The sequence below is a fragment of the Bifidobacterium pullorum subsp. saeculare genome (assembly GCF_016899725.1).
Classification (GTDB): domain Bacteria; phylum Actinomycetota; class Actinomycetes; order Actinomycetales; family Bifidobacteriaceae; genus Bifidobacterium; species Bifidobacterium pullorum_C.
On record NZ_JACLYU010000012.1, the window covers coordinates 25839 to 43519 of the forward strand.

Annotated in this window: 14 protein-coding genes; 1 reads left to right on the forward strand and 13 read right to left on the reverse strand. The window is 69.7% G+C overall.

Annotated elements, in window-relative coordinates:
- The first annotated feature begins 369 nt into the window (after positions 1-369).
- Positions 370-1083, forward strand: coding sequence for an SAF domain-containing protein (locus tag H7U32_RS06800; protein ID WP_204469222.1), 714 nt, complete (start codon positions 370-372; stop codon positions 1081-1083).
- 101 nt (positions 1084-1184) lie between these two features.
- Here H7U32_RS06800 and H7U32_RS06805 read toward each other — a convergent pair whose 3' ends face one another.
- The 13 genes from H7U32_RS06805 to H7U32_RS06865 form a co-directional block, all read right to left on the reverse strand.
- Positions 1185-1388: a hypothetical protein gene (locus H7U32_RS06805; RefSeq protein WP_204469224.1), complete on the reverse strand. Its 204-nt coding sequence runs from the start codon at positions 1386-1388 to the stop codon at positions 1185-1187.
- Complete coding sequence (locus tag H7U32_RS06810) at positions 1385-4987, reverse strand: helicase (protein WP_204469225.1); 3603 nt, start codon at positions 4985-4987, stop codon at positions 1385-1387. The genes H7U32_RS06805 and H7U32_RS06810 overlap by 4 nt, the downstream gene beginning before the upstream one ends.
- A gap of 8 nt (positions 4988-4995) precedes the next feature.
- Complete coding sequence (locus tag H7U32_RS06815) at positions 4996-6558, reverse strand: FHA domain-containing protein (RefSeq protein WP_323804604.1); 1563 nt, start codon at positions 6556-6558, stop codon at positions 4996-4998.
- A gap of 242 nt (positions 6559-6800) precedes the next feature.
- Entirely contained in the window at positions 6801-7181 is a 381-nt protein-coding gene (rplL, locus tag H7U32_RS06820) for a 50S ribosomal protein L7/L12 (protein WP_204469227.1), read from the reverse strand.
- 127 nt (positions 7182-7308) lie between these two features.
- Positions 7309-7830 carry a 50S ribosomal protein L10 gene (rplJ, locus tag H7U32_RS06825; protein ID WP_204469229.1) on the reverse strand — a complete coding sequence of 174 codons (522 nt, stop codon included), beginning with the start codon at positions 7828-7830 and terminating at the stop codon, positions 7309-7311.
- 333 nt (positions 7831-8163) lie between these two features.
- Positions 8164-8982, reverse strand: a complete 819-nt coding sequence (locus H7U32_RS06830; RefSeq protein ID WP_204469231.1) for an alpha/beta hydrolase — start codon at positions 8980-8982, stop codon at positions 8164-8166.
- 67 nt (positions 8983-9049) lie between these two features.
- The gene (locus tag H7U32_RS06835) at positions 9050-9850 is read right to left on the reverse strand and encodes a hypothetical protein (RefSeq protein ID WP_204469233.1); all 801 of its coding nucleotides are present in this window, start codon (positions 9848-9850) and stop codon (positions 9050-9052) included.
- A gap of 80 nt (positions 9851-9930) precedes the next feature.
- Entirely contained in the window at positions 9931-11487 is a 1557-nt protein-coding gene (locus H7U32_RS06840; RefSeq protein ID WP_204469235.1) for an MFS transporter, read from the reverse strand.
- Between the two features lie 57 nt (positions 11488-11544).
- A complete protein-coding gene (locus tag H7U32_RS06845; protein ID WP_204469237.1) occupies positions 11545-12327 on the reverse strand; it encodes a hypothetical protein in 783 nt (260 codons plus the stop codon).
- 41 nt (positions 12328-12368) lie between these two features.
- A complete protein-coding gene (locus tag H7U32_RS06850; protein ID WP_204469239.1) occupies positions 12369-15074 on the reverse strand; it encodes a hypothetical protein in 2706 nt (901 codons plus the stop codon).
- A complete protein-coding gene (locus H7U32_RS06855; protein WP_204469241.1) occupies positions 15071-15889 on the reverse strand; it encodes a hypothetical protein in 819 nt (272 codons plus the stop codon). Before H7U32_RS06855 ends, H7U32_RS06850 begins: the two co-directional genes overlap by 4 nt.
- A 5-nt stretch (positions 15890-15894) precedes the next feature.
- On the reverse strand, positions 15895-16746 hold the full coding sequence (locus tag H7U32_RS06860) for a carbohydrate ABC transporter permease (RefSeq protein WP_204469242.1): 852 nt from the start codon (positions 16744-16746) through the stop codon (positions 15895-15897).
- Position 16747: 1 nt separating this feature from the next.
- Positions 16748-17680: a carbohydrate ABC transporter permease gene (locus H7U32_RS06865; RefSeq protein WP_204469244.1), complete on the reverse strand. Its 933-nt coding sequence runs from the start codon at positions 17678-17680 to the stop codon at positions 16748-16750.
- Position 17681 lies beyond the last annotated feature (1 nt).

Genomic DNA, 17681 nt, shown 5'->3' on the forward strand with positions numbered 1-17681 from the left:
GGTGGACCGTCGTTTACGACGACCAGGCCCGCCGACCGTCCGCATATCGCCAAAGGAACCCGTGCCCCCTTCCCGGGGCGCGGGTTCCTTGCATTGTGGGTCCTGATGGAGTGGCCGGAACGGGACGGGATGACGGGCCTGTAGCCGGCTGATTGTGGACAAGTGCGCATGGCAAACGTTGCCAGTGTGTGGATGGATGCGGCGTCATGCGGAGGTTTGTGGACGGACCGCGGTTGTGAACGCTGCCAGACTGTGGACGGATCGGCGTCATACCCCCGAACACGGTGGACGACACGCCCGGAGCGGAGGATCCGACCACAACGGCTCCTCGCTGTGGCCCCGCCTGACCGTCTTGGGGAGGATGGAGGCATGGCATGGTTCTCGATGTCCTCCGGCCGAAGAAGGCCGGCCGGCTCTCCTGACGGCGGCAGGCAGGTGCCGGACGGGCTACGCCGGCGCCGGATGCGCGCGGGGCTGACCCGTGCCGCGGCCGCGGCATGCGCGGGGCTGGCGGTGTTCCTGACGTTGCAATGCGTGCTGGGCACCGTGGAGACCATGCCGGTGGTGGTGGCCACGCGCGCGTTGGAGCGCGGCGCGACCATCGCGGCCGGGGATGTGGCGGTGGCACGGACGCCGCGGTCGCCGGCCGTGGAGGGTGCGGCGCATGACGACGCCGCGGTCGTGGGCATGGTGGCGCAGACCGCGGTGGAGCGGGGCCAGCCGCTGTATCCGACGGCGATACGCGCCTCCCCGGTGCCGCCGGACGGCCACACCGTGCTCGAGGTGCGGGTGGCCAGCGACATTGCGGCGTTGACGCCAGGCGACCATGTGTCCCTGGCCTCGGCGATGGGCTGCGCGGATGCGGCCTCCGCATCAGAGGCGCACGCCCAGGGAGACGCGCAGGGCGCGGCGGAGCCATGCGTGCTGACGGATCGGGCGCTGGTGATGGCCCGGCCGTCGAAGGACGAGGACGGCGGCGTCGGCGGCATGGTGTCGCTGGCGATGCCGCCCGGGGCGGCGCTTGCGGTCATGGCCACGCAGGAGGCCGGAGCCATCGTCGCGGTCACCCGCTCAGACGGATGACCCGCTGACCACGAACGTTTGGCAACTGAAGAGTGGATGCGCCCGGCGGGCTTTCCGTAGGCGAAGTGAGCGAGCACGCCACCGTGCTCGCGAAGGCCGCCTCACAAGCGGTGTTCGGAGAACACCGCGAAGTGAGGCGGCAGCTCCGACAGGATCCGACGGTCATCGTCGTCGGCACGCTGGCGTTCGGTGAGGATATCGGCGGGTTCGAGCTTGACGCCGTCGGCGTCGAAAAGCTCGGTGCCCTGCCGCACGACGCGCTTGTGCTTGCGCGGCGTGCGGCGGTTCGGATCGTACTCGCTCATTGCACGTCCCGGTAGAGTTCGCCGAGGCGGGAGACGATGCGGTCGACCTCCTTGTCGGGGTTGACGAAGGCGCCGACGCTCCACACTGTCATCACGGACCAACCGAGCGTCATGAGCTGCTGCATGAGCAGGCGGTGGCGCACACGCGTGGACTGGATGGACATGAAGTTCTGGTCGTCGGTGAGCACGGCCACGCGGTACGGCTTGCCTTTGACGCCCACGGCCAGCGGGATGCGCATGCCCCGCTCGTAGCCGTAGTCCACGGCCACCTCGAGGCCGCGGGCGCGGATGCGGGCGGCAAGGTCGTCCATGAGCACGTTGCCGCTGGTCTCGGAGGCGGCGGGTTCCTCCGGCCGGTCGCCGAGCTGCTCGGCCCACATGAGCATCGTCTTGAGCAGACGGGGGCCGGGCTGGTGCAGGCGGCTGTCGTCGAGGTCCTCGGAGCCGAAGGCGGAGACGATGTCGAGGTGGCGGTCGGGCAGGGCCATCGCGTCGAGGAGCACGCCGCGGCCGCCGCCGTCCTCCAGCGGGCCGAACTGCTGGATGAGCCGGCCGTGCGAGGTCTTCGCATAGCACAGCGTGAGAATCACGTCGGTGACCTTGATGCCGGGGACCTCGCGCACGCCGACGAGTCGGACGTGGCGCAGGAAGGCGTCCATCGTCGCGTCCTTCGCGGCGAGCGCCTTGAGTTCGGCGCCGAGGCGTGCGCGGAAGGCGTCGGTGAGGGTGACGACGGCGAGCAGGTATTGCGCGGGCACGATGGTGAACCGGGAGGCGCGCTCGGTGATGAGGCGCACCACCTCCTCGATCTCCTGCTGGCTCGATTCGACGAGGCCGGAGCCGATGGTCGGCACGCCGCTGGCTTCGATGCGGTGGAAGCGCACCTCGCCGCGCGTGGTCTCGTTGGCGACGTCGTGGCGCACGGGCCCGTAGCCGTTGGCCTCGAGGAAATCGGCGACCTGCGGGGCGCGGCACACCGGGTCGACGGCGGCCTCGACGCGCGGCAGCATGCCGATCAGCATCTGCAGGCTCTCGCAGGTGACGGTGGCGCCGTGGGCGATGACGACGGCCTTGCGGGCGCGCGCCACGATGCCGAGCAGCTGGATGGCGGGGATATGCGCGCAGGCGTCGATGATGACGACGTCGGCGAGCGTCTCCGGCGCGGTGAGCGCGCACAGCGTGGCGGGCGTGGCCATCATCACCGGCTTGGCGGCGGTGATGATGTCGGGATGGTCGCGGCGCAGGCGGTCGAGCGGCATGTGGCCGCGGCCGGCCAACGCGGTGTGCAGCTGGTTGGCCTCCTGGGTGCGGGAGAACAGCATGTCGCACAGGCGGCGGGTGGCATCCTGCGCCACCATCGGGCCGATGGAGCGCACATGCTCCACGTCCACCTGCTCGAAGCGGTCGGAGGCGGCTTCCAGCGCGGAGCCGTCCTGGTTGGAGATGATCGGCGAGGAGCGCACGATGTCCTCGAACACCGTGGTCCACCAGGCGAGCTGGAGCTCGGCACCCACCGCGTCGGTGTCCACGCGGCGGTTGCCCAGGTCGCCGATGAGCTCGTCGAGGCCGGCCGTGGTGAACTCGTTCTCCAGGCGGCAGCGTTCGGGCAGGGTGTCCAGGGCGATACGGTCGTCGTACAGGGCGTGCAGACGGCTTTCCAGCTTAGTGAAGTCCAGGGATTCCAGGTCGGCGCCCTGGGGCGTGGTGGCGAGCACCGCGTCGAGGGCGGTCAGGTCGCTGGAGAGGGCCTCCTGCGTCTCGACCATGCGGTCGAGCTTGGAGGGCAGCACCGGCCAGCCGCCGTGGGGCACCAGGGACCCCCACTGCTCGGCCTGCTTGCGTACGACGATGAGCGCGTCGTGCAGGTCCTCGACCTGCGCGCCCACGCGCAGCAGCCCCTTGGCCTCGCGCACCAGGCGGCGGCGCTCCCAGAAGCCCAGCGTGGTGCCCTCGGCCTTGCGGTCGGCCTTGGATTTGCTGGCCTCGATCATCGACTCGATGTCCCGCTCGAAGATCTCCGGCTGGAACACGTCGAGCACGCGGCGCAGGTTCTTGAGCACGGTGATCTGGCGTCCCCATTCGCGGGCGGTGGCGGGCACCGGGAAGCCGCAGGTCTCGGCCACGGAGGCGACGTGCTCGCGCACGGCGGGCAGCAGCTTCTCCAGCAGGTCGACGACGCGCTGGTACACGGCCACGGCATCGTCCTCGGAGGTGATGGAGGCCTTGTACCAGGCCGTGTCGTTCGGGCCGATCACGTATTCGCCGAGTTCTCCGGCGCGCACGAGCTTGGCCGTCCACTCGTCTATATGGCCACCGATGCGGCGCGCGGCGGCCACGTCGAGGCGCACGCGCGTGGCGGGGTGCGTCGGGCTGGCGGAGATCGAGGCGAGGTTCTGGATGGTCTGGTAGGCGGAGACGCCCCACTGCTCGTTGACGCCGTGCAGGTCGCCCAGGTAGCGGGTGAGGCGCGAGCGCACGCCCACGAGTTCGTCGGCGAGCTGGTCGAAGCGTTGGACGGCCACGCCGGGCTGGAATCCGACGGCGGCGATGAGCTGGCGGTCGATGTCCTCGTCCACGTTCGATTCGGCGATGTCGAGCAGCTGGCCGCCCATCTCGTTGGCGCGCATGGTCTGGGCGAAGCGGCGCTTCTGCTCGGCCACGCCCGGGACCACGAGCACGGAGCGGCCGGCCATCACGCAGCGGGCAGCGATGGCGGCGGCCTGGGCGGCCGTGTCCGAGCCGACCGCGGTGTCGAGGAACACGTTGTGTCCGGCGGCGGCGAGCTGCGCCGCGTAACGCACGGTGTTGTCCACGTCGCACACCTCGACCTCGGTGTGCGGGTCGGCGTCGAAGGGGCTGTACCCGAGGATCGGGTCGTCGCGCAGGGCGGCGCAGGCCTGCTCGTCGCCGGAGAGGGCGTCGAGCAGCGTGTTGCCGGTGGGGCCGGAGGCGAGCCGGTCGATGATGCGCTGGCTTTCGGTCAGCACCAGCGCGGAGGGTTCCATGAAGCAGCCGAGCGCGATATGCCGCTCGATCGAGAATCCGGCGATGCGTTTGCCGGCGATGGCCGTGATGGCCGCGAACACGGCGGAGGTGTCCGGCACACCGCTTTCGTAGTTCTTGCCGTCGAACAGCTCCTGCTCATCCAGTTCCACGCCGGCCATCGCCATCGTGTCGAGGAAGGTGGCGTTCATCGAGACGCGTCCGGTGAAGCGCACGACGCTGGCGGCGGGTTCCTTGGCGTCCGTCGTCACCTCGACCGGGTACAGCAGGACGGGCATCGCGTTGCCGGTCCAGGTGGCCACGCCCACGGCCAGGGAGAGGCCGGCGACGCCGCTGACGCGGCGTTTGGCGTCGCGGTCGTCGACCACGCGGCCGAGGCGGCGTTCGGCGGCGCGCAGCATGCCGGCGTCGCGGAACAGCACGTCGAGCGTGGCCTGCCCGCTGGCGAAGAGCTTGGCGATGCCGGAGGGGTGGGCGTGCGTCAGGTCGAGCTGGGCGGTCAGCTGGTTAATGTCCTCCAGCGGCGTGGGCGCCAGCACGGCCCGGTAATCGTCGCGCCAGGCTTTGATGCGGTCCAACGATGGTTCGTTGCTCATCGGCTGACTCACTTTCCTACCGCAGCGCGGTATTCGCGGTAGCCCTCGTTGTGGGAGAGCGCCTCGTCGATATCCCGGTTGCCTTGGGCGGCCAGCCAGGCATACAGGTCGTCGTACAGCGCCGGGTTCATGGCCAGGAAGGGCTGGAGCTCCTCATGGCGGGCCATCTCGTACTGGAGTCTGAAGTCGGTGGAATGCTTGGCGTCCTCGGAGGTCATGCCATCCACCTCGATGGCGGGGGCGGCGGCCTTGAGCTCGCCGCGAGACACGCGGTCGAACACCGAGCCGGGTTCGAAGGCCGGGGTGAAGACGGCGGTCTCCTCGGCGGAGGGTCCCGCGGCGGCGGGCTGCACCTGGGACTGCGCGGCGTTGTCGGCACCGACCTCGCCCTCTCCCGCCTCCAGCGGGGTGAACACGATGTCGGCCGGCGTCATGGCCTGTGCGGGGGCGGTCTGCACCGGGGCGGCCTGCGCGGGTTCCGCGGCCGGTTCCGCGGTCTGCGCCGTGGGAGCAGTCTGCGCGGTTTCCGCAGGCTGTACGGTTGCCGTGGACTGCGTTGCGCCTGCGGTCTGCGTCGACTCGACTTGCTGCGCCGCGGCGACGCCGGCGGCCTCGGCAGGCTGTGCGGTCTGGACAGGCTGGGTCGCTTCGGCGGCCTGGGCGATTGCATCGGTCTGAGCCGGCTCGGCGGCTTGGCCAGACTCCGTGTACTGCCCGGGTTCCATGGTCTGCTCGGGTTCGGCGACCTGGGATGGTTCGGGGGTCTGGGACGGTTCGGCGGCGGACTGGCCTGCGTCCTCGGTCTCGGTCACGCCAGTCGCCATCGCGTCGACGAACAGGTCGCGGGCGGGTTCCTGGACCGGTTCCTCCGGGGCGGCGCCGCCGACGGCCAGCGGCATCGAATCCAACGAGTCGGCGGGCCGCTCCTCCTCGTCGCCTTGAGCGAAGAAGTCCGGCTGGGGGTTTGCCTCGGGTTGACCGGCCTCGGTCTCGACCTCGTTCCGCTCGGTTCCCTGGAGCACGGGCTGCGCCGCGCCGGAAGCCGCCGCGGCTGCGGCGCGCGACTGGAACATCGTCGTGGGCTCCCCCGCGCGCAGATCGAGGATGTCGTCGACCGACATGTCCGCGGCATCGGGCTCCTGGCGGCTGTGGGAGGGCGCGTAGTTGAACAGGTCGGGCACGGTGAAGGTCTGCGCGGGCTCGATGGTCTCGACGCGCACGAAGTCCACCGTCACATCGCCGAACTGCGCACGCATCGGCGAGGTGGGCAGCGGGAAGTCGACGCCTTCGGGCAGCCGGACGAGACTACCGTCGCTACGCACCATGTAGGAGCCGTTCGTGGAGCCGAGGTCGCGCAGCGTCGCGGCGCCGCCTTCGGACACGGAGAACACGGCGTGGCGCTTCGACATCGAACGGGTGGCATCGGCCACCTCGAAACGGGGGATGTCGTCGTCAGGCAGAGGCCGGATGGGTTTGCGTCCGATTTCGACGCGCTCCCCCGGACGGACGTCGGTCTGGGCACCTCCGCCGACCAGCACACGCCACTGACGGGTCGTCTGATCTCCACTCACTGCGTCGGCCTTCCTTTCGATGACGGCATCGTACAGACACTATTTCCTATTGTGGCACACCGGGGCGCCGGTCTGGCCATTTCTCCGCCGCGCTGCCGCGATTCCCTTCCCCGAACGCGAGCATGCCACGGCACATGGTCCCGCCGGGAATGCGAGGAACCCCGCACCCGAGGCGGGTGCGGGGTTCCTCGAAGCGTTTCGCCGTGAGGCGATTCGGCAAGCGGGATTCACTCCCGCGCGAATCACTTCATCTCGACGGTGGCGCCAGCCTCCTCGAGCTGAGCCTTGGCCTTCTCGGCGTCCTCCTTCTTGGCCTTCTCGAGGACCGGCTTCGGAGCGCCGTCCACGAGGGCCTTGGCCTCGGCCAGGCCGAGGTTGGTGATGGCGCGCACGGCCTTGATGACCTGGATCTTCTTGTCGCCAACGGCGGAGAGGATGACGTCGAACTCGTCCTTCTCCTCCTCGGCGGCAGCGGCGGCGGCCGGAGCAGCGGCAACGACGGCGGCCGGGGCGGCGGCCTCGACGTCGAACTTCTCCTCGAAGGCCTTGACGAACTCGGAGAGCTCGACCAGGGTCATCTCGCCGAAGGCCTCGAGCAGCTCATCGTTGGTGTACTTAGCCATAATGGCTTCCTTTCTTATTGTGGCGCAGGGAAGAGGTGGTGGTCCCGGCACCCATAAACCTTGTGTTCTTTTTCAGTTATGAAGCGCATGGTTCACGCGGCGGGCACGAGGCCTCGCCACAGGTGAATCAGGCGGCCTTCTCCTGCTTCTCGCGCAGGGCGTCGATCGTACGCACGGCCTTGGTCGGCAGGGCGTTGAACAGACGGGCGGCCTTGGCCATGGTCTCCTTGATGTCGCCGGCGAATTCCGCGAGGAGCTCCGGACGGGACTTGAGATCGGCAAGCTTCTTGGCACCCTCGGCGTCGTACACGGTGCCGTCAGCGGCGGCACCCTTGATGACGAGGGCCTTGTTCTCCTTGGCGAAATCACGGATGATCTTCGCAGCCTCGATGTAATCACCCTTCACGAAGGTGATGGCGGTCGGGCCGGCCAGGATCTCATCCAGACCTTCCACGCCCGCTTCCTTGGCGGCGATGCGAGCCAGCGTGTTCTTCGCCACGGTGTAGGAAGTATCGCGGCCTAGCTTTTCGCGCAGATCGGAGATCTGCGGAACGGTAAGCCCGCGGTACTCGGTCAGGTAGACCGCGTCAGCGTCACGGAACTGAGCCGTGAGCTGGGCGACCACCGCTTCCTTTTCGGGCCTCTTCATGGCGTTCCTTCCTAAGTCGGCCGTTGACCTGAAGGTTGGCGCCGCCCCGATGCAGGGCAACAAAAAAAGCCCTGCGCACAGGCAGAGCTACGGTCATCCGCGAAGCGCTTGCGCGCTCGCCGCGTGAAAGCCCTCGCGGGCATCCATGTCTCAACCTGCGCTGGCTTGGCGAACCAAACTTCGGAAGCTCCGCTCGCGCGGAACCTCAACCAACGGTCTGTGGTTTACAGCGGGATACTGTACGGTCCGCCGCCGACATCACATGCCATCCGGGCGTGTCGTGGCGGCGGGGGCCACCGGAGGAGCCGCCGGATGGGTACGGCGGCTCCCGGCTCAGCGCACGACGCCGCGGATCCAGGCGGCGAGGAGGTCGGGCCACACCTGGACGCAGGATTCCACACGCTCAGGCGTGTCGGCGGTCTCCTCGGTGCCGAGGGACAGGCCGTGGCGGCCGGTCGGGAAGACATGCGCCTCCACGCCCACGCCGGCGGCGAGGAGGGCGTCGACGAACATCGTGGTGTTGGCGGCGGGCACCGCGTCGTCGGTGGCGGTGGTCCATATGAAGGTGGGCGGCACGGTGCCGGCCTTCACATGCCGTTCCAGGCAGACGAGGTCGAGGAGCTGCGGATCGTCCTTCCGCTCCCCGAGGAGGTTGTCGATGGAGCCGCGATGGGCGAACGGACCGCTGGTGATGACCGGGTAGCCGAGGGCGAGCCCGTTGGGGCGGATGGCCTCGGCCTCGTAGCCGTGGCCGGCGAGCAGGGCGCCGTCCCACTGTTCGGCGAACAGTGCCGCCGCGTGGCCGCCCGCGGAGAAGCCCATCACCACGATGCGGCCGGGGTCCACATGCCACTCGTCGGCATGCTCGCGGATGCGCCGCATCGCCTCGGCGGTCTCGACCAACGCGGTCGGGAACACGGAGGGCGCGCAGGAGTAGCGCAGCACGAAGGCTTGGAAGCCGTGGGCGAGCAGATTGACGGCGACTGGTTCGGCCTCGCGGTCGGAGGTCATCGCATACGCCCCGCCCGGCAGGATGAGCACGGCCGGCCGCCGGCGGCCCATATCCAGCTCCGGCGAGTTATCCAGCACATAGCCGTCGAACCGCGCCGCCGTACCATCGATGCCGGCAATGCTCTGTGAAAACGTCAGCATGCCGCCCAGCCTACCGTCGCTGACCAGGCCGGCCAAACCCACGCCGTCCAGCGCTCAGACAGGCCGGTCAGATCGTGGCGGCGTACTGCGAGACGGAGGCGGTGACCTCCTTGAGGAAGTCGAGGGAGCGGCGCCAGTGGCCGGGCACCTCGATGGAGTGGTTGGCGTCCGGATACTCGTGCACATGCGGGGTGAGGGCGTTGGCGCGGGCGCGGTCGTAGAACGGGTCGGCGGTGCCGGCGCAGACCAGCGGCGCCGGGCCGGGATACGCCGCGGCCCGCGCGTCGGCCCCGCCGGCCCCAGCGATTCCGACACCCTCACCAGCCCCGACAGCCCCGCCGGCCGCCGGCCGGGCCGCGGCCCCCAGCCCGGCGGCGACGCGGGCGGCGGCGAGCGCCGGGTCGTCCTCGGCCCTCAGCGCACCGTCGGCCATGGCGGGCACGGGGATCACGCGGCGCGAGGGATCGAAGTCGGCGTGGTGAAGCACCGGCGTGAGCAGCACGAACGGCAGCCCGAAGGCGCAGGCCACATGCGGGTAGGTCATGGTGGTCAGAGATTTGCCGATGAGCAGCAGCCGCGGGGCCGGACGCCCGGCCGCGGCCGCCTCGCCGCGCACCTCGCCCACCCAGCGGTCGACCGCGTCGCACAGCACGGGCAGCACGGCGGACAGGTCGTCGGAGGCGTTGCGCACGTTCATGCGGTCGATACGCCAGCCGTCCTGGGCGAGCGCCTGGCCCGACCAGTACAGCAGCGGCCGGTCGCAGGTGTATCCGGTGCCGGGCATGAGCAGCACACGCCCGCGCTCGGCCCCCGCCTTCACCAGGTTTTTCCGCCACGAGGTGACCGACACCTCCACCGCCTTCGCCATGCTTCCTCCTCATCCGGCTCCGGGCTCACACATTCTGATCAACCCTGCCTCACTCCCCTAAGTGTAGGACCGCCGTGCGCTCACGCGTCGGGCCAGCAACGGTCGTAGTCCACGCCGGTCAGATGCTCCACGGTGTCACGCACCTCGGGCCTCACGTCCGCCTTGCGCCCGCCGTTGCGCAGACGGTCGATCTCCTGCAGCACGGTCGAATCCGTGCGCTTGCTGATGTTGAGATGCTGCGAAACCACCCAGCACACGACCATCGCGAAGGCGAACCATCCCAGCAGCACCGCCGCGAGGCCCGCGCGCGCGGCCGGCGGCTGGGTGGCGCGCGTCGAGTCGAAGCCGACGGCGCCGAGCACCAGTCCCACGCAGATCGTCGCCACGCCGGAGCCCAGTTGGCGGAACCCGGCCTGCACGCCGGAGAACGTGGCGGAGCGGTACCGTTCGGTGACGATCTGGTCCACGTCCGCGATGAACGGGAACACCGCCCACGGCAGGTATCCGCACAGCGACTTGAACGCGAAGAACCACAGCGAGCCGGCCACCGCGAACACGGTCCAGGCCGCCCCCGGCAGCCGCCCGGCGAGCGCCCAGGCCGCGCCGAGCCACGCCAGGCCCACGAGCATGCCGGCGAAGTTCGCCGCGTACAGCCGGCGCGGCCCGATGCGCGTGAGCAGCCAGCCGAACAGGGGCATCAGCGGCAGCGAGACCACCGCGCATCCCAGCAGCAGCGACGCGAACGCGGCCGTGCGGTTCCAGTCGTAGATTACGAAGAACACGAAGGTCTGGCCGAACACGTCCATCGACACCTGCACGAGCAGGTAGATCGTCACATGCTTGCGGAACTCCTTGATGCGCAGCGTCGAGGCGTATTCGCCCAGCACGCGCCCCACGCGCCGCATCCACCCGCGCACGCCGAGCCGCGGCTCGCGGCGCCGCCCGCTGGCCCACGCTCCGAATCCGGCCTGCTCCGGCGTCATCTCCCAGGTGGTCCGCCACGTCACCCCCACGGCGCAGGCGAACACGGCGACCGCGCCGATCGCGAACACCATGTATCCGGTCGGACGGTCCTCGCCGAACACGCGCAGCGACAGGCTTCCCAGCAGCGGGATCAGCGTGCCCGCGGCCGTGGAGATGACCATACGCGTGGTGGAGAGCTTGGTGCGCTGGCCATAGTCGCGCGTCATCTCGCCGGGAAGCGGGTTGTAACTGGCTTGGAACGCCTGCGCCAGCATCACCCACAGCACGTAGACGAGCGCATACGCCCACACCGGCAGGCCCGGGACCCACAGCAGCACGCCGACGAGCAGCGCGGGCGCGATGAGCATGAGCATGAAGCCACGCCGGCCGAAGCGCCGGCCGATCGAATAGCGGTAGAGGTTGTCGTCGAGCACGCCGAACACCAACGCGCCGACGGCGCTCACCAGCGCGCTCACACCGATGATGCCCTGCGCGGTGACGATGCTCATGCCGCAGAACCAGCTCCAGAACAGGGCGAGGTAGGTGGAGATGAGGACGAGCTGCCCGCCGCCGTAGCAGTCGCCGATGCCGAAGCCGACCGCCTCGCGCATCGTGATCTTGCGCAGGCCGCCGATATTCCCCCGGTCATCCTTCCGGCCGTTGGTGCGTCCCATGCCGCGCTCCCTCCGTTGTCCGGCGGCCCCGCTGCTTGACGGCCCGCTGCCGTGCCGCTACTTGAATCGCAGATAGTCGAAGAACCGGACGGCCCAGTCCAGGTCGTCCTGGTCGGTGACGTTGCAGAACGCCATCACCGCGTGCTCGGACGCGCCCCCGAGGCCGTCCCAGACCTCGGAGCCGGACAGGTCGAGCATCCACGCCTCGGACGGGTCGGTCACCGGCTTGCCGTCCTTGCCGAGCAGCGAGCCTTGGACCGCGGCGAGCTGCGCGGTGGTGAGCACGTCCTTGGCGGGGACGAAGAGGTTGCGTTTGACGAGCATGCCCGCGTCGTCGCCGGGGGCGATGAGCACCTGGATCTGCTTGGCCGCGGTCATGGCCATGAGCTTGGACGAATCGTCCATCATGCCGCTGCCCGTCGAGCCGTCGGCGGTGATGAGCATCGTCGCGCCGGCGTCGACGAGCCGGTCGTCGTCCAGGTGCTCGGCCTTGACGAAGCCGGCTTTGAGCCGGTCGATGCGCGCGGCGTCGTCCTGCATGTTGATGGCCTGGATGCCGACCACGGGGTCGGGCCCGTGGAACAGCATCGTGCCGAGCAACGAGCCGGCGAGCGCCACGAGCACGGCGGCCACGACCACGCCGGCCAGGAAGTGTTGCCGGAAGTACGCCCACCGCTGGCCGGCGGGCAGTTCGCGGAAGGTACGCCACTTCGACTGCCTGGCGTAGACGTTGCTGCTGGCGAGCGTGGCCACCGCGTCAAGCTGGTCCTCGGACAGCTGGTATTCGCCGTCGCCGACGTGCCTGCCGGCGTCATTGCTCTCGTCGTGATGTCCGTCCATGGGTGCGCCTCCGTTTCCGTGCACACTCTACCAGCGGCGCCTTAGGCGAGTGCGCCGATGGCGTCCACCTGCCACAGCGCCTGGTTGGCCAGCCGCAGCGTGACCGTGTGGCGCCCGGGTTCCAGCCCGCCGATGTGCAGCTGGGTGCGGAGCGACCCCTCGTTGGCCTGTGTGCGCCGGCGCTGCCCGGCCAGCCTGCCGTCGACGAAGACGTCCAGCAGCACGTCGCCGTCGGATGGGCCGAACACGTCGAGTCCGGTGCCGTCGAAGGTGTGGGTCAGGCTGGCGCCGATCCGGCTGGTGCGGGAGATCGAACGCAGGTAGGTGAACATACCCTGGCCGTTGCGGTGCTCCCATTCGCCGTCGTAGCGCAGCACCGGCGTGCGCGAGTCGTCCCACGAGACGAGGTGCATGTCGTCGACCAGCGCCGCGTAGTGCGGGCTGAACCCGGGCACGCGTTCGACCCTGAGCCGGGAGAAGCGCACATGGTCGAAGCTCGTGCCGAGCATGACGCGCCCGGCCGTCTGCGGGCGATCGTCGGTCCAGCGCGTCACCTCGGCGCCGTTGAGCCGCACGGTCACGGTGGGGCCGGCGACCTCGAGCGACAGCGTGAACCAGTCCGCGGCGCCGGGGCGGAAGGCGGGCGCGCCGGCTTCGGCGGCGCGCCGGCGCAAGTCCTCGAGATGGCCGCGGTGTTTCTCGTCGCCGTACCGCCGCAGCAGCCACACGCCGTCGGCGCGCAGCTTGAAGTCGTAGCCGGCGAGGTCGGTGGTGAACTTGTCGCCGCCCATGTCGCGCGCGCCCAGCAGCACGTAGGGGGCGCGGCCGGGGTAGGGCTCGAAGCGCACGTCCACGGACACCCGGTAGTTGGTCCACCGCATGTCGCCGATGGTGGTGCGCGGCTCCCCCTCGATCCAGGCGTCGCCGGCGTGGGTCCAGTCGATCTGCTGGCGCAGCGCATGGCCGCACTCCGGATCGGGCACGACCTCGAACGCGCCGTTGGTGTCGGTGGCGTAGCGCGCGCCACGGGCCGGGTCGTCGAAGGCGTCGGCGTGCAGGACGCCGTGGGCCGGGTCCTCGTCGAGCACGGGGCGCGACGCCTCCGGGGTGGCCGGGATGGCATAGGGCGCGACGTCGGCGAGGGTGGTGACGGTGACCATCGACCATGGGCGCACGGTGAGCGCGTACTGCGTGGTGCCGTCCGGCCCGTCGACGGGCTCGATGACACCGACGCGGCGGCGCCAGGCGGCGTCGTAGCGTTCGCCGGGTTCGGCGGCGCGCGTCTGCCAGACCTCGGCGGGCCTGCCCGCGGCGGGCAGGGCCGGGTCCACGGCGATCCGGTACTCGCGTGGCAGGGCGGAATCGTTGACGATGACGGTGCTGAAGTCGGCGCCGTCGGGCGCGGCGAGGGTCAGGTAGCTCGGTTCGCCGTGGCGGGCGCCGTTGACGGGATTGTCGCCGCCGACCTCGCAGCCGCTGGCGGCGGGGATGGCCCGCCAGACGGCGGGGTCGTCGCCCGCCCAACCGAGCTTCGCGCATGCGCAGAAGTGCTCGAGCACCGCGCAGCCGGCGTCGAAGTACATCCAGCCGCTCCAGGGGTCGCGGGCGGAGACCAGCTCCTTGGAGGCGTATTCCATATGCTTGTGGCATGCGCCGATGGCCGGCTGGTAGATCGCATGCGTGCGGCGGGACCGGACGAAGCCTTTGATCAGCGTGTTGGCCATTTCGAGCGGACCGCCCGGCCCGCCGATGCCGGTGTTGGCGACAGGATCCGCCAGCCCGTCGCCGTTGGTGTTGTTCGGGCGGTCGGCGGAGTTGGAGAACACGGCCTGCGCCTCGGAGTTCCACACCTCCTTGTCGGCCTGCTCGGCGAGGCGGGTGAAGCCGCCTTCCTCGTCGTCGACGACGGAGTAATGGTAGGCGGCCACGTCCACGGCGTCCATGTACCGCGGATCGGCGAACAGCTGGCCGGCGAAGGTGCCGGTCACCTCCTCGTCGGAGGTGATGACCTTGATGCGGTGGAACAGCGCCCGTTCCTCGTCGCTGGACCAGCCGGCGTCGGCCGCGGTGGCCAGGCGGCCGCCCAGGGAGTCGGGCAGCGCCGCCGGGTCGTGGGCGGCGGGGTCGGACGGGTCGGCGGGCGCGTCGGGGTCCACCTCGAAGCCGGTCTCGTCCTGGCGCACGCGGCGGGCGAACTCGGCGACCCAGTCGAGGTCGGCCGTGCGTTCGTTGACGTCGGGGTTGACGGAGCCGACCATGAAGCCGTAGGCGCGGTAGCAGGCCAGGATCGTGTTCTTGTACCAGCGGTAGACGTCGTCGTTGCCATGCACCCAGGTCGGGGCCATCCAGCGCAGGATGCTCACGCGCACGCCGGGCTGGACCTCGGCCGCGTCGGCGGCGAGCTGGAAGCCCGGTTCGCGCCCGACGGCCGGGTATTCGCCGGGCTCGCGCATGGTGCAGGCCTCGGGGCCGGTGGAGTTATTGCGGTCGTTGCCCATCTCCACCTTGACGGTGTTCATGATCGGGCGCGGGCCGCCGAACAGCGTGCGGACCAGCCGCCGGTAGGCGTCCGGATGCTCGGCCCGGTAGTCCATGAGCATGCTCGAGGTGGCGTTGCCGCTGAGCACGCCGAACCCCTTGTACGTCAGTCCGTTGCGGTTGGCTGCGGCGGCCGCCACGTCGGCGGCCGTCAGCATGACGGTGACGGGGCGGTCCTGCGCCGTGGCGTTGCGTTGCGATGGCATCATAGTCGTTCCCTTCGTGTCGAGACCATGGGTTCCGGGCCGCGCGGCCGTGGCGCGAGCGCGGCGGCGAGCGGCTGGGCCTGCCAGCGGGCCCCCGCCCAGACCAGATAGGCGACGGGTCCGGTGGCCAGCGTGAGCACCAGGAACGGGCTGTGGGCGAGCCCGTACCCGTAGGCGAGGAGCGCCAGCATGCCGACGGCCGTCATCGGCAGCCGGCGGACGGCGAGCACCACGCCGTTGCGCACCAGCGCCACCCACGTCGCCTTGGGGTATGCGACCGTCAGGCACAGCGCGACGACCAGCGTGGCCACCGCCATCACCGCCAGGACCAATGCCACGGGGATGAGCAGCGCGCCCCACGCCACCTGGAGCAGCAGCTGCATGTCGTAGCAGAGGACCGCCACGAGGGCGAACGCGGGCACGCCCAGCCGCAGGGACCGCGCGAACAGGCGGACATACGCGCGCCAATACGGCCGGAACACCGCCACGTCCACGTCGGCCGGCACATACGGCGCGGCGATCCAGTCCGGACGGCGCTCGTCGTCCGGGCGCTCCGGCCGGCGGCCGGACCCGCGGCCGGCGAGGATGGGCCAGGCCTCCGGGCGCAGCGCGGGATGGTCGCGGAACACCGCGAACAACGCGGCCACGCCCGGCGCGCTCAGCGCGCCGGCCAGGCAGAACGGCAGATACCAGTCGAACCCCGGCACCAGCGCCCACGCGGCCAACAGCGGCAGGCACCCGGCCACCGCGCATACGGAGGAGGCCAGCAGCACGTAGATGGCGTTGACCGCGCAGCGGTACACCTGCATCGCACGCATGCCGGTCAGCCCTTCATGCCGCTGGTCGCGATGCCTTCGATGAACTGCTTCTGCCCCAGGAGGAACACCACCAGGATCGGCAGCACCGACAGCACGGAGCCGGTCATGATCATCGCGTAGTCGGCGTCGTATTGGCTGATGAAGGTTTTCAGGCCCAGCTGGATGGTGTACAGGTCCGGCGAGCGCAGGTAGAGCAGCGGACCCATGTAGTCGTTCCAGGTGTTGGTGAACGTGATGATCGCCAGCGCCGCGATCGACGGGCCGGACAGCGGCACGATGATGCGCGCCCAGATGCCGAACTCGCTCATGCCGTCCAGGCGGGCCGCCTCGGCCAGCTCGTCGGGGATCGTGTCGTAGAACTGCTTCATCATGAACACGCCGAACGCGCCGAAGGCCTGCAGCAGGATGATCGACCAGCGCGTGTCGTTGAGTCCGATCACCGAGAGCATCTTGAACTGCGGGATCATGTACGCCTGCCAGGGCACCGCCATGGTGGCCACGTAGACCAGGAACAGGGTGTTGCGCCCGGGGAAGGCGATCTTGGAGAAGCCGTATGCGGCGAAGGAGCCGGTGGCGACCTGCAGCAGCATCACCACCACGGCGAAGAACACGGTGTTGAGCAGCCAGGTGCCCATATCCGCCTTGGTCCAGATCTGCGCGTAATGCTCCCAGTGCCAGGTGGAGGGCAGCCAGCGCACCGGCACCATGAACACCTCGTTGTTGGGCTTGAGCGAGCTGAGCACCATCCATACGAAGGGCAGCAGGATGAACGCGCAGACCACGGCCATCGCCGCATAGCCGGCCACCCGGCCGACCGCGCGGCCGACCGCACGCCCAGACACACGCGTACCGTCCATCTCACGCACGCTCCCTTCGGTTGTTGATCCAGAACTGCAGCATCGTCACGGCCAGGCAGATGAAGAACAGCATGAGCGAGACGGTGGAGGCGTAGCCGAAGTCGGCGCGCTCGAACGCCACGCGGTACACGTACTGGGCGAGCACCAGCGTGGAGATGCCCGGGCCGCCGTTGGTCATCACCAGCGTCAGGTCCAGGATCTTGAGGCTGGTGATGGTCAGCGTCACCGTCACGAAGAACAACGTCGGCCACATGCAGGGCACGGTGACGTGCCAGAAGCGCTGCCAGCCGTTCGCGCCGTCCACCTGCGCCGCCTCGTACAGTTCAGCGGGGATGGTCTGCAGACCGGCGAGCAGCAGGATCATGAAGTAGCCGACCTCGCGCCAGGTGCCCACGATGATCACCGCGGGCATGGCCCAGGAGGTGCTGGACAGCCAGCCCGGCAGGTCGTCGACGAACAGTCCGAGGAACTGGTTGATCAGGCCGGACTTCGGGTCGAACATCATGCTCCACACCTGCGCCACCGCCACGATGGCGGTGATGTAGGGGAAGAACGCCACGGTGCGGAAGAACGCGCGCCCGCGGATCTTCGCGTTGAGCAGCACGGCCAGGCCGAAGGCCAGCGCCAGCGTGAGCGGGATGTGCACGGCGGCGTAGTACAGCGTGTTCAGCGTGGCGGTTTTGAAGTTCTCGTCCGCGAACAGGCGCCGCCAGTTGGCCAGGCCGTTGAACGACGGTTCGCCCAGCGCGCTCCATTTGGTGAACGACGTGTAGAACAGCGTGACCACCGGGATGAGGATGAGCACGAGGAAGCCGATGAAGTTCGGCGCGATGAACAGCAGTCCGTTGCGGATGTTGCGGTTGCGCAGCGTCCTGACGTGCGCCGAGTTGTCCCGCGCGCCGCCGCCACGCCCCGCCAAGTCTTGTGCGCCCATG